Source organism: Actinomadura scrupuli (assembly GCF_050971785.1).
Taxonomy (GTDB): domain Bacteria; phylum Actinomycetota; class Actinomycetes; order Streptosporangiales; family Streptosporangiaceae; genus Actinomadura_E; species Actinomadura_E scrupuli.
Map to the genome: position 1 here is coordinate 243462 of NZ_JBPCCU010000006.1, position 13933 is coordinate 257394.

At 70.2% G+C, this 13933-nt stretch carries 15 protein-coding genes and 1 tRNA gene; 7 read left to right on the forward strand and 9 right to left on the reverse strand.

The annotated features are described in order from the left end of the window. Window position 1: 1 nt before the first annotated feature. From ACRYCC_RS26820 to ACRYCC_RS26840, 5 genes are all read right to left on the reverse strand, one after another. Window positions 2-90, reverse strand: a tRNA-Ser gene (locus ACRYCC_RS26820). A gap of 195 nt (window positions 91-285) precedes the next feature. Next, a complete protein-coding gene (locus ACRYCC_RS26825) occupies window positions 286-459 on the reverse strand; it encodes a hydrophobic protein (protein ID WP_433816461.1) in 174 nt (57 codons plus the stop codon). An 88-nt stretch (window positions 460-547) separates the two neighbouring features. Then, on the reverse strand, window positions 548-2497 hold the full coding sequence (locus ACRYCC_RS26830; RefSeq protein ID WP_433816462.1) for a WD40 repeat domain-containing serine/threonine protein kinase: 1950 nt from the start codon (window positions 2495-2497) through the stop codon (window positions 548-550). 25 nt (window positions 2498-2522) lie between these two features. Further along, window positions 2523-3140 carry a class F sortase gene (locus ACRYCC_RS26835; RefSeq protein WP_433816463.1) on the reverse strand — a complete coding sequence of 206 codons (618 nt, stop codon included), beginning with the start codon at window positions 3138-3140 and terminating at the stop codon, window positions 2523-2525. After that, entirely contained in the window at window positions 3133-3981 is an 849-nt protein-coding gene (locus tag ACRYCC_RS26840; protein WP_433816464.1) for a DUF4397 domain-containing protein, read from the reverse strand. The genes ACRYCC_RS26835 and ACRYCC_RS26840 overlap by 8 nt, the downstream gene beginning before the upstream one ends. A 322-nt stretch (window positions 3982-4303) precedes the next feature. Here ACRYCC_RS26840 and ACRYCC_RS26845 point away from each other — a divergent pair, with 322 nt between their 5' ends. The 3 genes from ACRYCC_RS26845 to ACRYCC_RS26855 all read left to right on the forward strand — a co-directional run bounded on the left by ACRYCC_RS26845 (window position 4304) and on the right by ACRYCC_RS26855 (window position 6043). Beyond that, window positions 4304-4945, forward strand: a complete 642-nt coding sequence (locus tag ACRYCC_RS26845) for a LysE family translocator (protein WP_433816465.1) — start codon at window positions 4304-4306, stop codon at window positions 4943-4945. A 219-nt stretch (window positions 4946-5164) separates the two neighbouring features. Further along, entirely contained in the window at window positions 5165-5338 is a 174-nt protein-coding gene (locus ACRYCC_RS26850; RefSeq protein ID WP_433816466.1) for a hypothetical protein, read from the forward strand. A 252-nt stretch (window positions 5339-5590) separates the two neighbouring features. Beyond that, window positions 5591-6043 carry a MarR family winged helix-turn-helix transcriptional regulator gene (locus tag ACRYCC_RS26855; RefSeq protein WP_433816467.1) on the forward strand — a complete coding sequence of 151 codons (453 nt, stop codon included), beginning with the start codon at window positions 5591-5593 and terminating at the stop codon, window positions 6041-6043. Window positions 6044-6080: 37 nt separating this feature from the next. Here ACRYCC_RS26855 and ACRYCC_RS26860 read toward each other — a convergent pair whose 3' ends face one another. Beyond that, the gene (locus tag ACRYCC_RS26860; RefSeq protein WP_433816468.1) at window positions 6081-6842 is read right to left on the reverse strand and encodes a M15 family metallopeptidase; all 762 of its coding nucleotides are present in this window, start codon (window positions 6840-6842) and stop codon (window positions 6081-6083) included. Window positions 6843-6943: 101 nt separating this feature from the next. Between ACRYCC_RS26860 and ACRYCC_RS26865 the strand changes: the two genes are divergently transcribed. Further along, the gene (locus ACRYCC_RS26865; RefSeq protein WP_433816469.1) at window positions 6944-7312 is read left to right on the forward strand and encodes a hypothetical protein; all 369 of its coding nucleotides are present in this window, start codon (window positions 6944-6946) and stop codon (window positions 7310-7312) included. Here the strand turns inward: ACRYCC_RS26865 and ACRYCC_RS26870 are convergent. Then, window positions 7309-7770, reverse strand: a complete 462-nt coding sequence (locus ACRYCC_RS26870) for a MarR family winged helix-turn-helix transcriptional regulator (RefSeq protein ID WP_433816470.1) — start codon at window positions 7768-7770, stop codon at window positions 7309-7311. The genes ACRYCC_RS26865 and ACRYCC_RS26870 overlap by 4 nt on opposite strands. 415 nt (window positions 7771-8185) lie before the next feature. Here ACRYCC_RS26870 and ACRYCC_RS26875 point away from each other — a divergent pair, with 415 nt between their 5' ends. Beyond that, window positions 8186-9376, forward strand: coding sequence for an ATP-binding protein (locus tag ACRYCC_RS26875; protein ID WP_433816471.1), 1191 nt, complete (start codon window positions 8186-8188; stop codon window positions 9374-9376). Between the two features lie 262 nt (window positions 9377-9638). Here ACRYCC_RS26875 and ACRYCC_RS26880 read toward each other — a convergent pair whose 3' ends face one another. Beyond that, entirely contained in the window at window positions 9639-10457 is an 819-nt protein-coding gene (locus ACRYCC_RS26880; protein ID WP_433816757.1) for a MauE/DoxX family redox-associated membrane protein, read from the reverse strand. Window positions 10458-10459: 2 nt separating this feature from the next. Beyond that, complete coding sequence (locus tag ACRYCC_RS26885) at window positions 10460-11386, reverse strand: hypothetical protein (RefSeq protein WP_433816472.1); 927 nt, start codon at window positions 11384-11386, stop codon at window positions 10460-10462. A 249-nt stretch (window positions 11387-11635) separates the two neighbouring features. On the opposite strand from ACRYCC_RS26885, the gene ACRYCC_RS26890 reads away from it, so the two are divergent. Both ACRYCC_RS26890 and ACRYCC_RS26895 read left to right on the forward strand, forming a co-directional pair. Beyond that, complete coding sequence (locus ACRYCC_RS26890) at window positions 11636-12199, forward strand: SigE family RNA polymerase sigma factor (protein WP_433816473.1); 564 nt, start codon at window positions 11636-11638, stop codon at window positions 12197-12199. 90 nt (window positions 12200-12289) lie between these two features. Further along, a complete protein-coding gene (locus ACRYCC_RS26895) occupies window positions 12290-13915 on the forward strand; it encodes a long-chain fatty acid--CoA ligase (RefSeq protein ID WP_433816474.1) in 1626 nt (541 codons plus the stop codon). The last annotated feature ends 18 nt before the right edge of the window (window positions 13916-13933 follow it).

Here is a 13933-nt window from a genome sequence, read left to right on the forward strand (position 1 = left end):
GCGGAGGATGTGGGATTCGAACCCACGAGGACTGTCACCAGCCCTGGGCGCTTTCAAGGCGCCTGCACTAGTCCACTATGCGAATCCTCCGAGTGGAACGAGGACCACAATAGCGGGCGCCCGAACCCCCTGCTCTGCACGTGGCGAAGGCCTGGGGAGGGCGCGGGCCGGGGCGTCCGGCCTCGGGTTTCGGTTTCGGGTTTCGGGGTGGAGGGGGCCGGCTGGGGCACCGGTAGGTCCGGTGCCCCCTGGCCGGCCGTCATATCGGACGGAGTGGGGGGCTGGTCACCAGCGGTACCAGCGGCCCCGGGGGCGTCCGCCGCTCTCAGCGGAGCGGAGCACGAAGCCCAGCACCCAGACCACCAGCACGATGATGGCGATCCACCAGAGAACGTGTGAAGCGAATCCCAGCCCGCCGAGCAGTAGGGCGAGCAGCAGGACGGCGATGATGAGCCACATGACCGACTCCTTTCCGGGGCGCTCGTGGAGGCCCCGTTCGTATGCAGCCGGTTTGTCACCTCTCAGGGGACTTCTAAACCACCCAAGATCAATTAGGCGTGCCGACGGCGAAACCGCTGGTCTCCCACAGGTCGACGCCGGTGCCGGCCGCCGCCAGGAGCCTGCCCTGCGGGCTGAACGCCACGGCGTTGATCGGGCCGGTGTGCCGGGTGAGGGCGCCCAGCCGGGCGCGGGTGGCGGTGTTCCACAGCAGGACGGTGTCGCCGTCCGCGGTGGCCAGCAGGGAGCCGTCCGCGCTGAAGGCGACGGCCTTGATGCTCTTGCCCTGGCCGCTGACGACGCCGAGGAGCTTGCCGGTGGCGGTGCTCCACAGCCGTACCCGGCCGTCCGCGCCGCCGCAGGCCAGGGTGACTCCGTCGGTGCTGAAGGCCATGACGTTCACCGTCGACTTGACCTTGGTGAGGGTGATCGCCTGGGCCCTGCCCGCCTTCCAGAACCGTACGGTCTGGGTGCCGGCGATGGCCAGGGTGCCGTGCTTGCTGAAGGCGGTGGTGAACACGTTGTCGGTGCCGGAGGGCAGCGTGGTGGCCTTCCCGCTGGCGAGGTTCCACACGCGTACGGCGTCGTCGCTGGCGCCGGCCAGGGCCTTGCCGTCCGGGCTGAACGCCAGGCTGCCGACGCCGTTGCCCGGGGTGCGGAGGGTGAGGGTGCGGCCGTGGTCCGCCGTGCGCCACAGGTCGACCCGGTTGTTGTAGCCGGCCGCGGCGAGCAGCTTGCCGTCGGGGCTGAAGGCGGTGGTGAACAGCGTGTCGCCGTGGCCCGTGAGGCTGCCCGCGGGCGTCCGGGCCGCGACGTTCCACAGCCGTACGGTCTGGTCCTCACCGGCGGCCGCCAGGGTCCTGCCGTCCGGGCTGAAGGACACGGTGTTCACATCGCCGGTGAGGCCGGTCAGCGTTCCCACGAAACGGGCCGTGGGCGAGGCGGCCCCGAGCATGGGCTCGCGGGCCGCGCCGGTCCGGCCGCTGACGTTGGCCCACACGACCCCGGCGAGCAGCACCAGTCCTAGCAAAGGGAAGGCCGCGAAGGCGACCGCGCGGTGGCGGGACCGGCGGAACGAGCGGCGCAGTGACCGGCGTGGCCCGCGGTGCGGGTCGGTGGGGGCGTCCGGAGGCCAGTAACCCGGCGCGGTGTCCTCGGCGGCGCCCTGGGGGTCCGGTGCCCGGACGCCGAGGATCTCGGCCAGCATCCGGGAGGCGGCCTCGATGGTGAGGCGCTCCGCCGGATCCTTGCACAGCAGCCCGTCCAGGACCGGTGCCAGCGGCCCGGCTCGGATGGTCCGTGCGGGCGGCCCGGTCAGGATCGAGTGGAACACCGCGTTGGCGTTGCTCCCCGGGTACGGGCGGCGGCCCTCGACCGCGAAGTAGAGGGTGGCGCCGAGCGACCACAGGTCGGAGGCGGCCACCGCGTGCTCGCCGCGGGCCCGCTCCGGAGCGGTGTAGGCCGGGGCGCCCATGACCAGGCCGGACTGGGTGATGGAGTCGTCACCCTCGATGGTGGCGATGCCGAAGTCGGTGAGCACCACGCGATGCTCGCTGAGCAGCACGTTGGCGGGCTTGACGTCCCGGTGGATGACCCCTGCCGTGTGGGCGGCCCGGAGGGCCTGCAGGACCTCCAGGCCGATCGCGGCGACGCGCTTGGGAGGCAACGGCCCCTCGGACTTGACGATGTCGTCCAGGGAGCGGCCCCGGATGAGCTCCATGATGATCCACGGGGAGCCGCCGTCCTCGACGACCTCGTGGACGGCCACCACGCCGCGGTGGTCGAGCCGGGCCGCGGACCGCGCCTCCCGCATGCTCCTGGCGCTCTGCTCCTGGCGCTGGTCGGTGCTGAGGTAGGACGGCAGGAAGATCAGTTTGGCGGCCACGTCCCGGTGCAGGTGCTCGTCGCGGGCACGCCACACGGCGCCGAACCCGCCCCGGCCGATCTCCTCGACAAGCCGGTAGCGTTCCGCGATCAGTTGCCCGGGCACCTCGGCCATAATGAGGACGATATCCGCCGTTCCATCAGTCGGTCACGCTGGCGAAGACCACCACGTTGTCCTCGTAGTGGCCACGGGACTGGTCGAAACCACCTCCGCAGGTGATGAGCCGCAGCTGGGGGTCGGGGGTGGCTCCGTAGACGTCGCCGGTCGGGAAGCCCGACTTGGGATAGGCCCGTACGAGATCGACCTTGAAGGTGACCGTCCTGCCCGCGGCGTCGGTGACCAGCACGGCCGCGCCGGGGCGGACCGTGGCCAGCCTGGTGAAGACGGCCGTGCCGGTCCGGGAGTCCACATGCCCCGCGATCACCGCGGGCCCGGGATCGCCGGGCCGGACGCCGTTGGAGAACCAGCCCGCGCGGCCCGGCTCCGCGGGCGGGGTGAGCACGCCGTGCGCGTCCATTGTCAGCGGATCCAGCCGGCTCCGCGCGCCGATAGACGGGATGTTCACCTCCACCGGCACCTGGTGGCCCGGGCGGGGGGCGATGGTCGGCTCCACGGCGACCTGGCCGGGCACCGCCGACCAGTGCGCGGTCGCGGCGGCCGTGGCCCGGGACGACCCCCCGCAGCCCGTCAGGCCCGGCACCGTCAGCAGGGCGACCACCGCGACCGCCGCGATCCGTACCGAGACCGGTTCACGCACGGCGGCGGAGCCGTACCAGGCCGAGCGCCAGCGCGCCCAGTGCGGCCAGACCGCCCAGCGCGGCGGTGCGGCCCCATGGTCCGGTGGTGCCCCGGTGGGCGGACGGCGACGTGGCGAGTCCGCCCAGCCCGGTGTCGACACCACCGCGCGGTGTCGCCTTGCCCTTGGCGGTGTCGACGAGGTTGAGCAGCTTCAGGCCGGACGCCCCGTCGAGCACCACGACGGTGTGGATCGAACCGGCCATGAGCGGCACCTTCGTCTCGACGGGGGAGCCGGATCCGCCGGTCACCTTGATCGTGGCCGGCTTGGGCGGCATCGAGCGGTACGGCGTGACCGCCGCGAAGCGCAGGTTCTTGGCGACGTCGCGGCCGCCGGCGGTGACGTCGACCGTGGGCTCCTTCAGCGAGGCCTCGATGACGCGGAGCCCGGCCCGGCCGGCCGGGATGCTGGCCGAGTCCTCCAGCACCTGGAGTTTGATGCCCTTGTACGGGCCCACGCCCGCGACGGTGTAGGCCTCACCGCCCGCGACCCGGACGTTCGTCGACAGCACCGGGGCGCTGCTGGCCGCCGCGTCGGCCGGCCGCATGGCCACCGTGTACGCGCCCGTGCCCAGCCGCTGGTAGGGGGAGAGCGCGCCGTACCCGACGTGCCTGAGCACCAGACGGGGGGTCTTCTTGCCCTTGGAGTAGAGGTAGACGTCCACTGCCGGAGTGTCGGGGGACAGGTGCGCGAGCCGCACGTATCCGTCCGCCGGAGCGGCCAGCGCCGCGGGGGCCGCGCTCGCCGTGACCAGCCCCGCTCCCAGCACGAGTACGGCGCCGGTGCGAAGAAGGGAATTCATGGGATCACTCCAGGGGGGTCTGTGCGCCCGCCACAGGGCTGGGGAGCCGACCGAGCCGGGGCGCGAAAGAACCGGTCGGGGTGACGGGATCCGCAGTATGGATCAGATGGGCGACCGTGGCCGGTGGTCTTTTAAAAGGGTAATGCCGGAGCCGGTTGGCGAACAGGCCGAATACGGCCGGAAACGATTTGTTACAAAGCCGCAAAGTAGCCCGTGCACTCTATGCACTTGTTTCTGGGCTGAGGGGATTATTTGGTTGACGTAGCGTAGTTTGTCTGGCATTTAGTGGACTGACGGTTTCAGGGCTTAGCCGGAGGGAATCATGCCTAGTCTGTCCACTCTCGTGTTGTACGCGGGCACCGCCGTACTGATCTTGCTGGTGCCCGGCCCGGCGGTGCTCTACATCGTGTCCCAGGGCGTCCGCCACGGCAGGCGGGCGGCGGTGCCGGTCGTGCTGGGCATCCACACGGGCACGTTGGTCCAGGTGGCGGCCTGTGTCGCCGGGCTGTCCTGGCTGCTGGTGTCGTCCTCCCTGGCCTTCGCCGTGGTGAAGTACGCGGGCGCCGCCTACCTGGTCTACCTCGGGGTTCGCCGGCTGCTGAGCCGGTCCGACCTCGCGATGGCCGAGGTGGGGGCGGCGCGGAGCGCGGCCCGGATGTTCGGTGAGGGCATCCTGGTGAACATCCTCAACCCCAAGCTGGCGCTGTTCTTCCTCGCCTTCCTGCCCCAGTTCGTGGACCCGGCGCGCGGCGCGGTCGCGGGCCAGGTGGCCGTGCTCGGGATGGTCTTCGTGCTGCTCGGCCTGTGCACGGATGGCTCCTTCGCACTGCTCGCGGGCACGGTCGGGCCCTGGTTGCGGGGAAGCACCCGTTTTCTGCGCGGGGAGCGGTACGTCGTCGGCGGCACGTTCATCGGGCTCGGGGTCATGGCGGCCTTCACTCCGGTCCGGCAGAACCATTCCTAGTTCGCCGGGCGGGTAAATGACTCTGCGTATAAGCGCCTCAGCCTGCCATTCACCAAAGAACCGGACCGACCCCGGTATTACGCTGCAGAATCATCGGTCTACGGAGCGTAGTGCCAGGTGGGGGCGGGACGGGGCTGGCCACACTGGGTCACTCTGATCATGGACTGTGCATCGTAAAATGGGCGATATACGGAGAATTCTTCCGTTACTCTCATCCGCATGCCTGACAACGAGGTTGACCCGGCCGGGAACACACAGCAGTTCCGGGCGTTCGTCCAGAAGGGCGAGAGCGGGTCCGCGACGCCGCAGGGCGGCAATACCAAATGGATCATCGGCGCGGTGGCCTTCATCGTGGTGGTGGTCATCGTGGCGGTCGTCTGTTTCCTGGAGTGACCAGGAGGCCCGCCTCCCGGGCCACCCCGTGACGATCCTCGGCCCGCGTCGAGGTTCGCCTGCGCACGGCCACCGGCCGGCCCGACCGTGTCCTGGAGACCGGTCCTGCGCGCCGGGGGCCGGCCGCGCCGTGCCCCTGTGGGTGCGAGCGCGGGCCGGCGTTTCCGCACGCCAGAGCACCGGTCGGCTGATCACCGGTCGGCTGATCACTGGCCGTCGGCCGGAGCGGGCCGGAAGCTAGTGTGACGGTCCATGCGAAGCGAGTTCGGTGTGCTGTTCCTGCGGGCGTCCAAGTCGATGCGGGCGGCCGGTGAGACGGCCATGCGCAGGCACGGTCTGCACCTGGGCCAGAACCTCGTGCTCGAGGTGCTCTGGGAGCGCGACGGCCGGACGCCGGGCGAGATCGCGCAACTGCTGCACGTGACCACTCCCACGGTGGTCAAGATGGCGACCCGGATGACCGCGGCCGGGTTCCTGACCCGCCGCCGGGACGACGCGGACAACCGGCTCGTCAGGCTCTACCTGACCGACCTAGGACGCTCGCTGCGCGAGCCCGTCATGGCCGAGATGGAGCACCTCGACCGGCGCGCGACCGCGGATCTGACGCCCGAGGAGCGGCGTCACGTCGAGACGGCGCTCGCCAAGATGGTGCGGGCCCTGGAAGCCCTCGGGGCGGAGCCGGTCGACCACACCGACGAGGTGTGATCCGCGTTTTCCACAGCCTGTGGACGGATCGGCCCGGTCAGCGGCCGTTGCTGGAGAAGTGCTGGTAGTCCCTCGCGCCGCTCCACAGCCCGCCCCAGCCCCAGCCGATGGCCTTGAAGGACCGGACGACCAGGTCACCGTTGTGGATGACGCCGGGGTCCCGCCGGGAGCGGTCCTTGAACTTCACGCAGTGCTTGTGCGCCACCTGCCCGCTCGCGGTGACGTAGGGGTTCTCGCACGTGTTGAGATCGACGGCCAGCCCGTACGCGTGCTGCGACCACGAGCTGGAGCCGGTGGCGTTACGGCAGTTGAACGCCGAGGTGTTGCCGGCCTCGATCGAGTCGAAGTCGCTGCCCTTGTAGACGTCGACGAGCTCCATCCGCCGGATGGGGTAGCGCCCGGCGTAGAGTTTCTTGAACACCGAGACCACCTCGTCGGCCACCGAAGCGTTCACGACCAGCTGGCCGGTGTGCGACCGGTGGTCCATGCCCCAGTAGGTCATCTTGATCAGCCGTAGCCCCGAGACCGGCACCGGGCAGCCCGGATGCCAGGAGTACTTCAGGGTGCCGCGGGAGACCTTGGAGATCTCCGCGGTGAAGGGGGCCGGCGCCGTCGCGGTGGGCTTCGGGGACGGCGTCGCGGACGTGAGAGCGGGCGACGGCGACGCGGTGGTCCCGGGGGGCACCGAGGCGGTGACCGTGGGCGGAGGTGCACTGGTGGCCTTCGCGCCGTGGCCGCATCCGGCCAGCGGGGCCGCGACCGTGACGGCGGCGATCGCGGCGGTGAGGACTCGATGCATCTCTCCAGGGTTGCACGTTCCGTCGGTTCGTCGGTGCGTTGGGGGGACGAAACGGGCGGTCTTCGTTAGCGTGAAGGTAAAGCCACGGCAGGAAACCCGTAATGACGGATCCAGAGAAGACCCTCGAAGACGATCTCTTCGGCATGGAGCCCGCGCGCGACGAGCGGGGACCCCGGATCGTCTGGCAGCCGAGAGAGCTTCCCGGCTGCCGTGACCTGGCCTTGGCGTCCGCCGGTGTCGTCACCTTCGCGTTCGTCGACGGCATCATGATGTGGGCCCCGCTGACCACGACCGCCTCCAGCAGCCCGGTCCCGCAGGCCCTGATCCTGCTGCTGCTCGCCTTCGGGCTGGGCGGCCTGCTGGCCTGGCGGGTCGGCGGCAAGTGGCGGCCGTACGGGTTCGGGATGATGGCCGGATGGCTGGTCCTGACGCTGCTCTCGGCGGGCTACCTGACCGGGATCAGCCCTTAACGCACCGCCTTGACCTGCTGGGACACGGCGGTGAAGGCGCGGCCGATGGCCTCGAGGTCCGCGGGTTCCACCACGTCGACGAAGAACTCGCGGACGGTTTCCACATGGTCGCGGGCGGCCTTCTCCAGCGTGGCGAAGCCGGTGTCGGTGAGCCGGCAGAACACGCCGCGCTTGTCGTCCGGGCAGGTCTCCCGGCGCACCAGGCCCTTGCGTTCGAGCCGTCCGCACGTGTGCGAGAGCCGGCTGCGCGACTGGCTGGCGGATTCCGCGAGCTCGGCCATCCGCAGCCGCCGCCCCTCGGCCTCCGACAGCTGGACCAGGATCTCGTACTCGGCGGTGGACAGGCCGTGAGTGGACTTGAGGGATTGATCGAGGAGGTCGTGAAGCCTGATACTGCCCTCTATGTAGGCGCGCCAGTCGCGTTGCTGGGCGTCGTTGAGCCAGCGGGTTTCTGACATGCCGGTAGTGTATCCACTAATTGAACATTAAACTAAGTGACCCGCGGCCTGATCGGGTTTCACGGCCCGCCCGGGAGCCCGCGGCGCGGTCACTCCGGCCCGTCCTGCCGGCCATCTTCTGGCCCGGATCGGACCCGAAGAGATTTTCGAATCGGTTACCGCCACTCGCGTGACGCCGCTTCCCCGCGTGCGCTACTGTGTTCGAATTCATCGAACAGGGGTTCGACCTGTTCGTTCGGGCGGAGCGGACCCGGGGCTGGTGCGGCCACGCCCGGGGAGGCGGGCGATGATGGCGACTTTCACGGCGCCGGGGGCGGCGCGGTGTCCGGCACGGAGACGTGGCCGCGCGACACGCCGTACGACTGTCTATCCAAATCTACGGCCCCAGCTATATGAGCTAATACAGTCCGAGAGCGTGGACCCTGTACGGAATCCCTACGCCCCCGGTGCCGGGCAGCGCCCCCCCGAGCTGGCCGGCCGGGACCGAGAGCTGCAGCAGTTCGAGGTCGTGCTGGAGCGGGTGGCCCGTGGCCGCCCGGAGCGAAGCATGATCATCACTGGGCTGCGCGGGGTCGGTAAGACCGTGCTGCTCAACACCTTCCGCTCGATGGCGATGCAGCGGCTGTGGGGCACCGGCAAGATCGAGGCCCGGCCGGACCAGTCGATCCGCAGGCCGGTCGCCGCGGCGCTGCACATGGCGATCCGGGAGCTCGCGCCGCGGCACCGGGCGCCGGACCGCATCGAGGAGTTCCTCGGCGTGCTCAAGGCCTTCGCCCAGGCCGAGCCGGACCGGAGCGGCAAGAAGAGCTCGGTGCACCGCTGGCAGCCGGGCATCGACGTGCCGGCCAGCCGGGGCCGCGCCGACTCCGGCGACCTGGAGATCGACCTCACCGAGCTGTTCGTCGACGCCGCCTCGGTCGCCACCGACCTGGGAGTCGGCATCGGCCTGTTCGTGGACGAGATGCAGGACATCCCGGCCGACGACGTCTCGGCCATGTGCGCCGCCTGCCACGAGCTGTCGCAGTCCGGCGGGCCGCTGATCGTGGTGGGCGCCGGGCTGCCGCATCTGCCCGCCGTGCTGTCGGCCAGCAAGTCCTACTCCGAGCGGCTCTTCCGGTACTGCCGGATCGACCGGCTCGACCGCGACTCCGCCGACCTCGCCCTGCTCGCCCCGGCGCAGCGCGAAGAGGTCACCTTCACCCCGGACGCCCTGGACCTGCTCTACGACGCCGCGGACGGCTACCCCTACTTCGTCCAGGCGTACGCCAAGGTCGCCTGGGACATCGCTCCGGAGACCCCGATCACCGCCGACGACATCAAGGTCGCGGCCCCGGAGGCCGAGAGCGAGCTCGCCGTCGGCTTCTTCGGCAGCCGCTACGAGCGCGCCACCCCGGCCGAGCGGGACTACATGCGCGCGATGGCCGGGCTCGGCGACGAGCCGGTCCCCACCTCGTCCGTCGCCGACGAACTCGGCCGCAAGCCCTCCAGCCTGTCCCCGGCGCGGGACGGTCTGATCAAGAAAGGCCTCATCTACAGCGCCGAACGCGGGCTGGTGGCCTTCACGGTCCCGCACTTCGGCAAGTTCCTCCGCGCCCAGCCAGCCTGAGCCGGTCCCGCCCGCTACGGCGATCTACCACTGTCTAGGCCAGTTCATAGACAGCGCTAGAGAAGTCGATGGAAGACGCTTGTCACAAGAATCTACGGCTCTCTACTCCATCTGTTAGAGAGCCGTAGATTCCGCGATGCTGCTCGATCGCCTTTTCTAGCGCGTTCTACCCCAGAGGCAAGAGAGCGCTAGACGACGGCAGACACCGGCTCAGGGGCGAGGTCCGCAACGCTGTCCACAGGCTGTGGACGGAGCCGGGCCGTCAGACCGAGACCACCAGGAACGGGTTGGGGCCGCTGTCCTCGGTGTCCTGCTCGTCGGCTCCGACGATCACCGCCCGGACGACCGGGTGGCGGGTGCTCTCCAGGGACACGGCGAACACGACCTCCACCTCGCGCCCGTCGGAGTACCCGGCGTAGACCAGGAACCGCCAGCACAGCTCACGCCACACCTCGACCGGCTCCGGACCGGCGATGACCGGCAGGTACTCCTTCCAGGCGCCGCTCGCGTGCAGGGTCGCGTACGTCTCGCGCAGCGGGACGGACCGCCGTTCACAGGGCACGTGCAGGCGGTGCCGGGCCAGCAGGACCCCGACCTCCGGGGAGAGCGCGAGGAGGCCGGCCACCTCCAGGACCAGGACGGCGCCGTGCCAGCCCAGGCTCCACCGCAGCACCTCGGTACCGGGCGCCGCCACCCCCATCGTCGCGACCGCCGCGCCGGTGAGCAGCAGCGCCCGCACGACCGTACGGATCCCCACCCGGGACGTGCTCAGCCCCCCGAAGCAGCCGCATCCGGCCTCCGGCCGCCGGGTCCGCAGCTCCCCCGCGATCCAGGTGACGGCACCGAACCAGATCGACGTCGCGACCCGTACCGAAGGGTGTGGTGTCACCAGCAACGCGAGCCCGAGGCCCCCCTCGGTCAGCGCCACCATGATCGTCATCCCGCGATGGTGCCGCAGGAGGTCGAGCGTCTGCGCGTCCGCGGGCGGATCCGGGCCCCGCAGCAGCGCCTTGGACAGGGCGGCGGCGAGCAGCACACTCGCCAGGAACGGGACCTGGGTCTCCTGGAGCACTTCGAGCATGGTCACCCCACCATCAGCGTCACGTTGAAACAACCGGTGTCCAGCTCACCGCCGAGGTCGACGAAGCTCAGCGCGGTGAGCTCGACCAGGCGCCCGCGCGGCGACGTACCGCACTCCACGCAGCGATCGCAGAACCGGGCCGCCGTGCAGCCGCAGTCGGTCACCGGCACCGAGGAGGCCCGGCCGGTGCACTCGTTGCGGATGAGCAACTCGCTGCCGAGCGAGAGGTACGGAAGGGCCGCGCAACCGACCGGGGCGTCCGGGCAGCCACCGGCGTGCCCCTCCCGGTCGAGAGCAGGATAAGCGGCACCGCGACCTGTGCCCCCGCACCAGGTCGCGGTGCCGCTCAGGACGCGCGGCACGGGCCCCGCCGGTTCCGGCCGCGCGACGTCGTCGGCCCGGTAGCCGGGCTGTGACGTGCCCGGCCGTACGGCCCGCGGGCCGTCGGCGGAACGCGTCGCGATCACATCGATGAGAAAGCCCGGCTCGAACCGGGGATGGCGCACCAGCACCCGGCCCAGGGTCTCGGGCGGGATCACGACCGTCGCCGGGGGCCGATGCGGCCCCTGGTCCACCTCGACGGTCCCGCGGCCGCGGGAGACGATGGTGCCCGTCACCCGGACGATGTCCACCCAGACCCGCTCGACCTCGTGCCCCCGTGCCGAGGGACGTACGATCGCCTCCCGCCCCGGGCGGAAGGCCTGCAGTCCCGACCGGCCGCCGTGCCACACCGTGGTGGACTCCGACATGGGCAGTCTGAGCTCGCCGCCGTCATCGGTGCGCAGCACCAGCAGGTGCGGGCTGGCATCGAGGATCCGGCCGCCCACGGCACGCAGCGCGGGCCTGCCCGGCCGCTGCAGCGCGGGCGCGGGCAGCACTGCCTCCCGGAGGGTACGGCGGCGCGACACCTCGTGGTCGGCTGCTGGCACGGACGCTCCAAAGCTCTGCTGCAAGCTCTCCTACAGGACCGATGCGGCTGGTTAGACCGCGTGTCAAGACTGACCCTGGCGGCTGCCACTGTCGACGTTTATGTCGCAATTCGTCGGCTATCGGGATGAGGATTTATGCACTTGGTAGAGCACTTCATTACCAGGTTGACCCGAATATGGCTTTTTGGTGGAACCAGAATTACGATCATCGTGCGATCGTCAGAGCTGAGTCCCGGGGTCGGGGGTGACGTGAGCACGACGCAGCACGAAGAGTTCCGCGAATATGTCGCGGCTCGTGGGCCCGCGCTGCTGCGTACCGCCATGCTCCTCACCACGGACCGTACCGAGGCCGAGGACCTGCTTCAGGCCGCTCTGGCGAAGACGTACCTCGCCTGGGACCGCATCAACGATCGCGCGGCGCTCGACGGGTACGTCCGCCGCGCCATGATCAACACGCAGATCTCCTGGTGGCGGCGGCGCAAGCTGGACGTCTACCCCACCGACGAGCTGCCCGACCAGCCCGTCGACGACCACACCCTGCGCAGCGAACTGCACGACCTGCTCGGGCGCGCCCTCGGCAGGCTGCCCGAGCGGCAGCGCGCCGCGGTCATGCTCCGTTACTACGAGGACATGTCCGAGACCGAGGTCGCCCAGATCCTCGGGATCAGCGTGGGCACGGTCAAGAGCACGGTCTCCCGGGCGATGGCCAAGCTACGGCTCGACGCCGAGCTCGAGAACGACTTCACCGGAACCCTGTCCGAACCGAAGGTGTTGCGCATTCCGGAGCGGCTGGAACGTCCCACCGGTGGCTGATTTCCCGCTCGGGCCCGCTGGGTACTGACAAGGCGCGCCACAACGGCAAGAATCCGATTCTGTAACACCGCTGCGAGTCGGAGGCGTGCCATGTGGAGCACCATGCAGGACTACCCGCTGACCGTTGGTTCGATCATGCGCTACGGCACCACCGTCTTCGGCTCCAGTCACGTCGACACCTTCACCGGCGACGGCATCCGCCGGACGACGTACGCCGACCTGGGCAGGCGGGCCGCGCGGCTCGCCGGGGCCCTGCGCGCCCTCGGCGTCGATGCCGACCAGCGGGTCGCCACCTTCATGTGGAACAACGCCGAGCACCTCGAGGCCTACCTCGCGGTGCCGTCGATGGGCGCGGTCCTGCACACGCTCAACATCCGGCTCTTCCCCGAGCAGCTCGTCTACATCGCCGAGCACGCCGAGGACGACATCGTCATCGTGGACGGCTCCCTCGTCCCCCTGCTCGCCAAGGTGCTGCGCGAGTTCAAGACCGTACGCCACGTGATCGTCGTGGGCCCGGCCGACCTGGCGGCGCTCGCCGACGCGGGCAAGCAACTGCACTCCTACGAGGACCTGCTCGCCGCCGCGCCGGAGACCTTCGACTGGCCGCAGGACATCGACGAACGCTCCGCCGCCGCCATGTGCTACACCAGCGGCACCACCGGAAATCCCAAGGGCGTCGTGTACTCGCATCGCACGATGTACCTCCACTCGATGGCGGTCTGCACCGGCAACGGGATGGGGCTCAGCAGCGCGGACAAGGTGCTGCCCGTGGTCCCGATGTTCCACGCCAACGCCTGGGGCCTGCCCTACGCGGCGCTGATGGCCGGCGCGGCGCTGCTCATGCCGGATCGCTTCCTGCAGTCCGCGCCGCTCGTCCGGATTATGGAGACCGAGCGGCCCACCGTCGCCGGAGCCGTACCGACCATTTGGAACGACGTCCTGCGGCACGCCCGCGAACACGGTTCGGACCTGACCTCGCTGCGCATGGTGCCGTGCGGCGGCTCGGCGGTCCCCGAGGTGCTCATGCGCAGCTTCGACGAGCTGGGCGTACGGATCGTCCAGGCGTGGGGGATGACCGAGACCTCGCCGCTGGCGACCATCGCCCATCCCCCGGTGGGCGCGACCGGCGAGGAGGCCTGGCGCTACCGGGCCACGCAGGGCCGGGTGCTGTGCGGCCTGGAGGTGCGCATCGTCGGTGACGGCGACACCCTCATGCCCGCCGACGGCTCCGCGGTCGGCGAAGTGGAGATCCGCGGCTCCTGGATCACCGGCAGCTACTACAAGGACGAGGATCCGGCGAAGTTCCACGACGGCTGGCTCCGTACCGGCGACGTCGGCACGCTCTCACCGGACGGCTTTCTCGTGCTCACCGACCGGGCCAAGGACGTCATCAAGTCCGGCGGCGAGTGGATCTCCTCCGTCGAGCTGGAGAACCATCTGATGGCCCATCCCGACGTCATCGAGGCGGCGGTCGTCGGCGTACCGGACGACCGCTGGGACGAGCGGCCGCTGGCCTCGGTGGTCCTGCGCGAAGGGGCCGTCACCGGCGTACGGGACCTGCAGAACTTCATCGCCGGCCGGGTGGCCAAATGGCAGATCCCCGAGCGCTGGGCCGTCATCGCCGAGGTGCCCAAGACCTCGGTCGGCAAGTTCGACAAGAAAGTGCTCCGCAAGCGGTACGCCGACGGCGCGCTCGACGTCACCCGCCTGGACTGAACACCCACCGATATTGGT

Coding starts and splice junctions, on each gene's coding strand:
- ACRYCC_RS26840 (WP_433816464.1), bottom strand. CDS start 3,981: ATGAATTCCCTTCTTCGCACCGGCGCCGTACTCGTGCTGGGAGCGGGG.
- ACRYCC_RS26850 (WP_433816466.1), top strand. CDS start 5,165: ATGCCTGACAACGAGGTTGACCCGGCCGGGAACACACAGCAGTTCCGG.
- ACRYCC_RS26865 (WP_433816469.1), top strand. CDS start 6,944: ATGACGGATCCAGAGAAGACCCTCGAAGACGATCTCTTCGGCATGGAG.
- ACRYCC_RS26830 (WP_433816462.1), bottom strand. CDS start 2,497: ATGGCCGAGGTGCCCGGGCAACTGATCGCGGAACGCTACCGGCTTGTC.
- ACRYCC_RS26870 (WP_433816470.1), bottom strand. CDS start 7,770: ATGTCAGAAACCCGCTGGCTCAACGACGCCCAGCAACGCGACTGGCGC.
- ACRYCC_RS26845 (WP_433816465.1), top strand. CDS start 4,304: ATGCCTAGTCTGTCCACTCTCGTGTTGTACGCGGGCACCGCCGTACTG.
- ACRYCC_RS26860 (WP_433816468.1), bottom strand. CDS start 6,842: ATGCATCGAGTCCTCACCGCCGCGATCGCCGCCGTCACGGTCGCGGCC.
- ACRYCC_RS26855 (WP_433816467.1), top strand. CDS start 5,591: ATGCGAAGCGAGTTCGGTGTGCTGTTCCTGCGGGCGTCCAAGTCGATG.
- ACRYCC_RS26825 (WP_433816461.1), bottom strand. CDS start 459: ATGTGGCTCATCATCGCCGTCCTGCTGCTCGCCCTACTGCTCGGCGGG.
- ACRYCC_RS26895 (WP_433816474.1), top strand. CDS start 12,290: ATGTGGAGCACCATGCAGGACTACCCGCTGACCGTTGGTTCGATCATG.
- ACRYCC_RS26880 (WP_433816757.1), bottom strand. CDS start 10,457: ATGCTCGAAGTGCTCCAGGAGACCCAGGTCCCGTTCCTGGCGAGTGTG.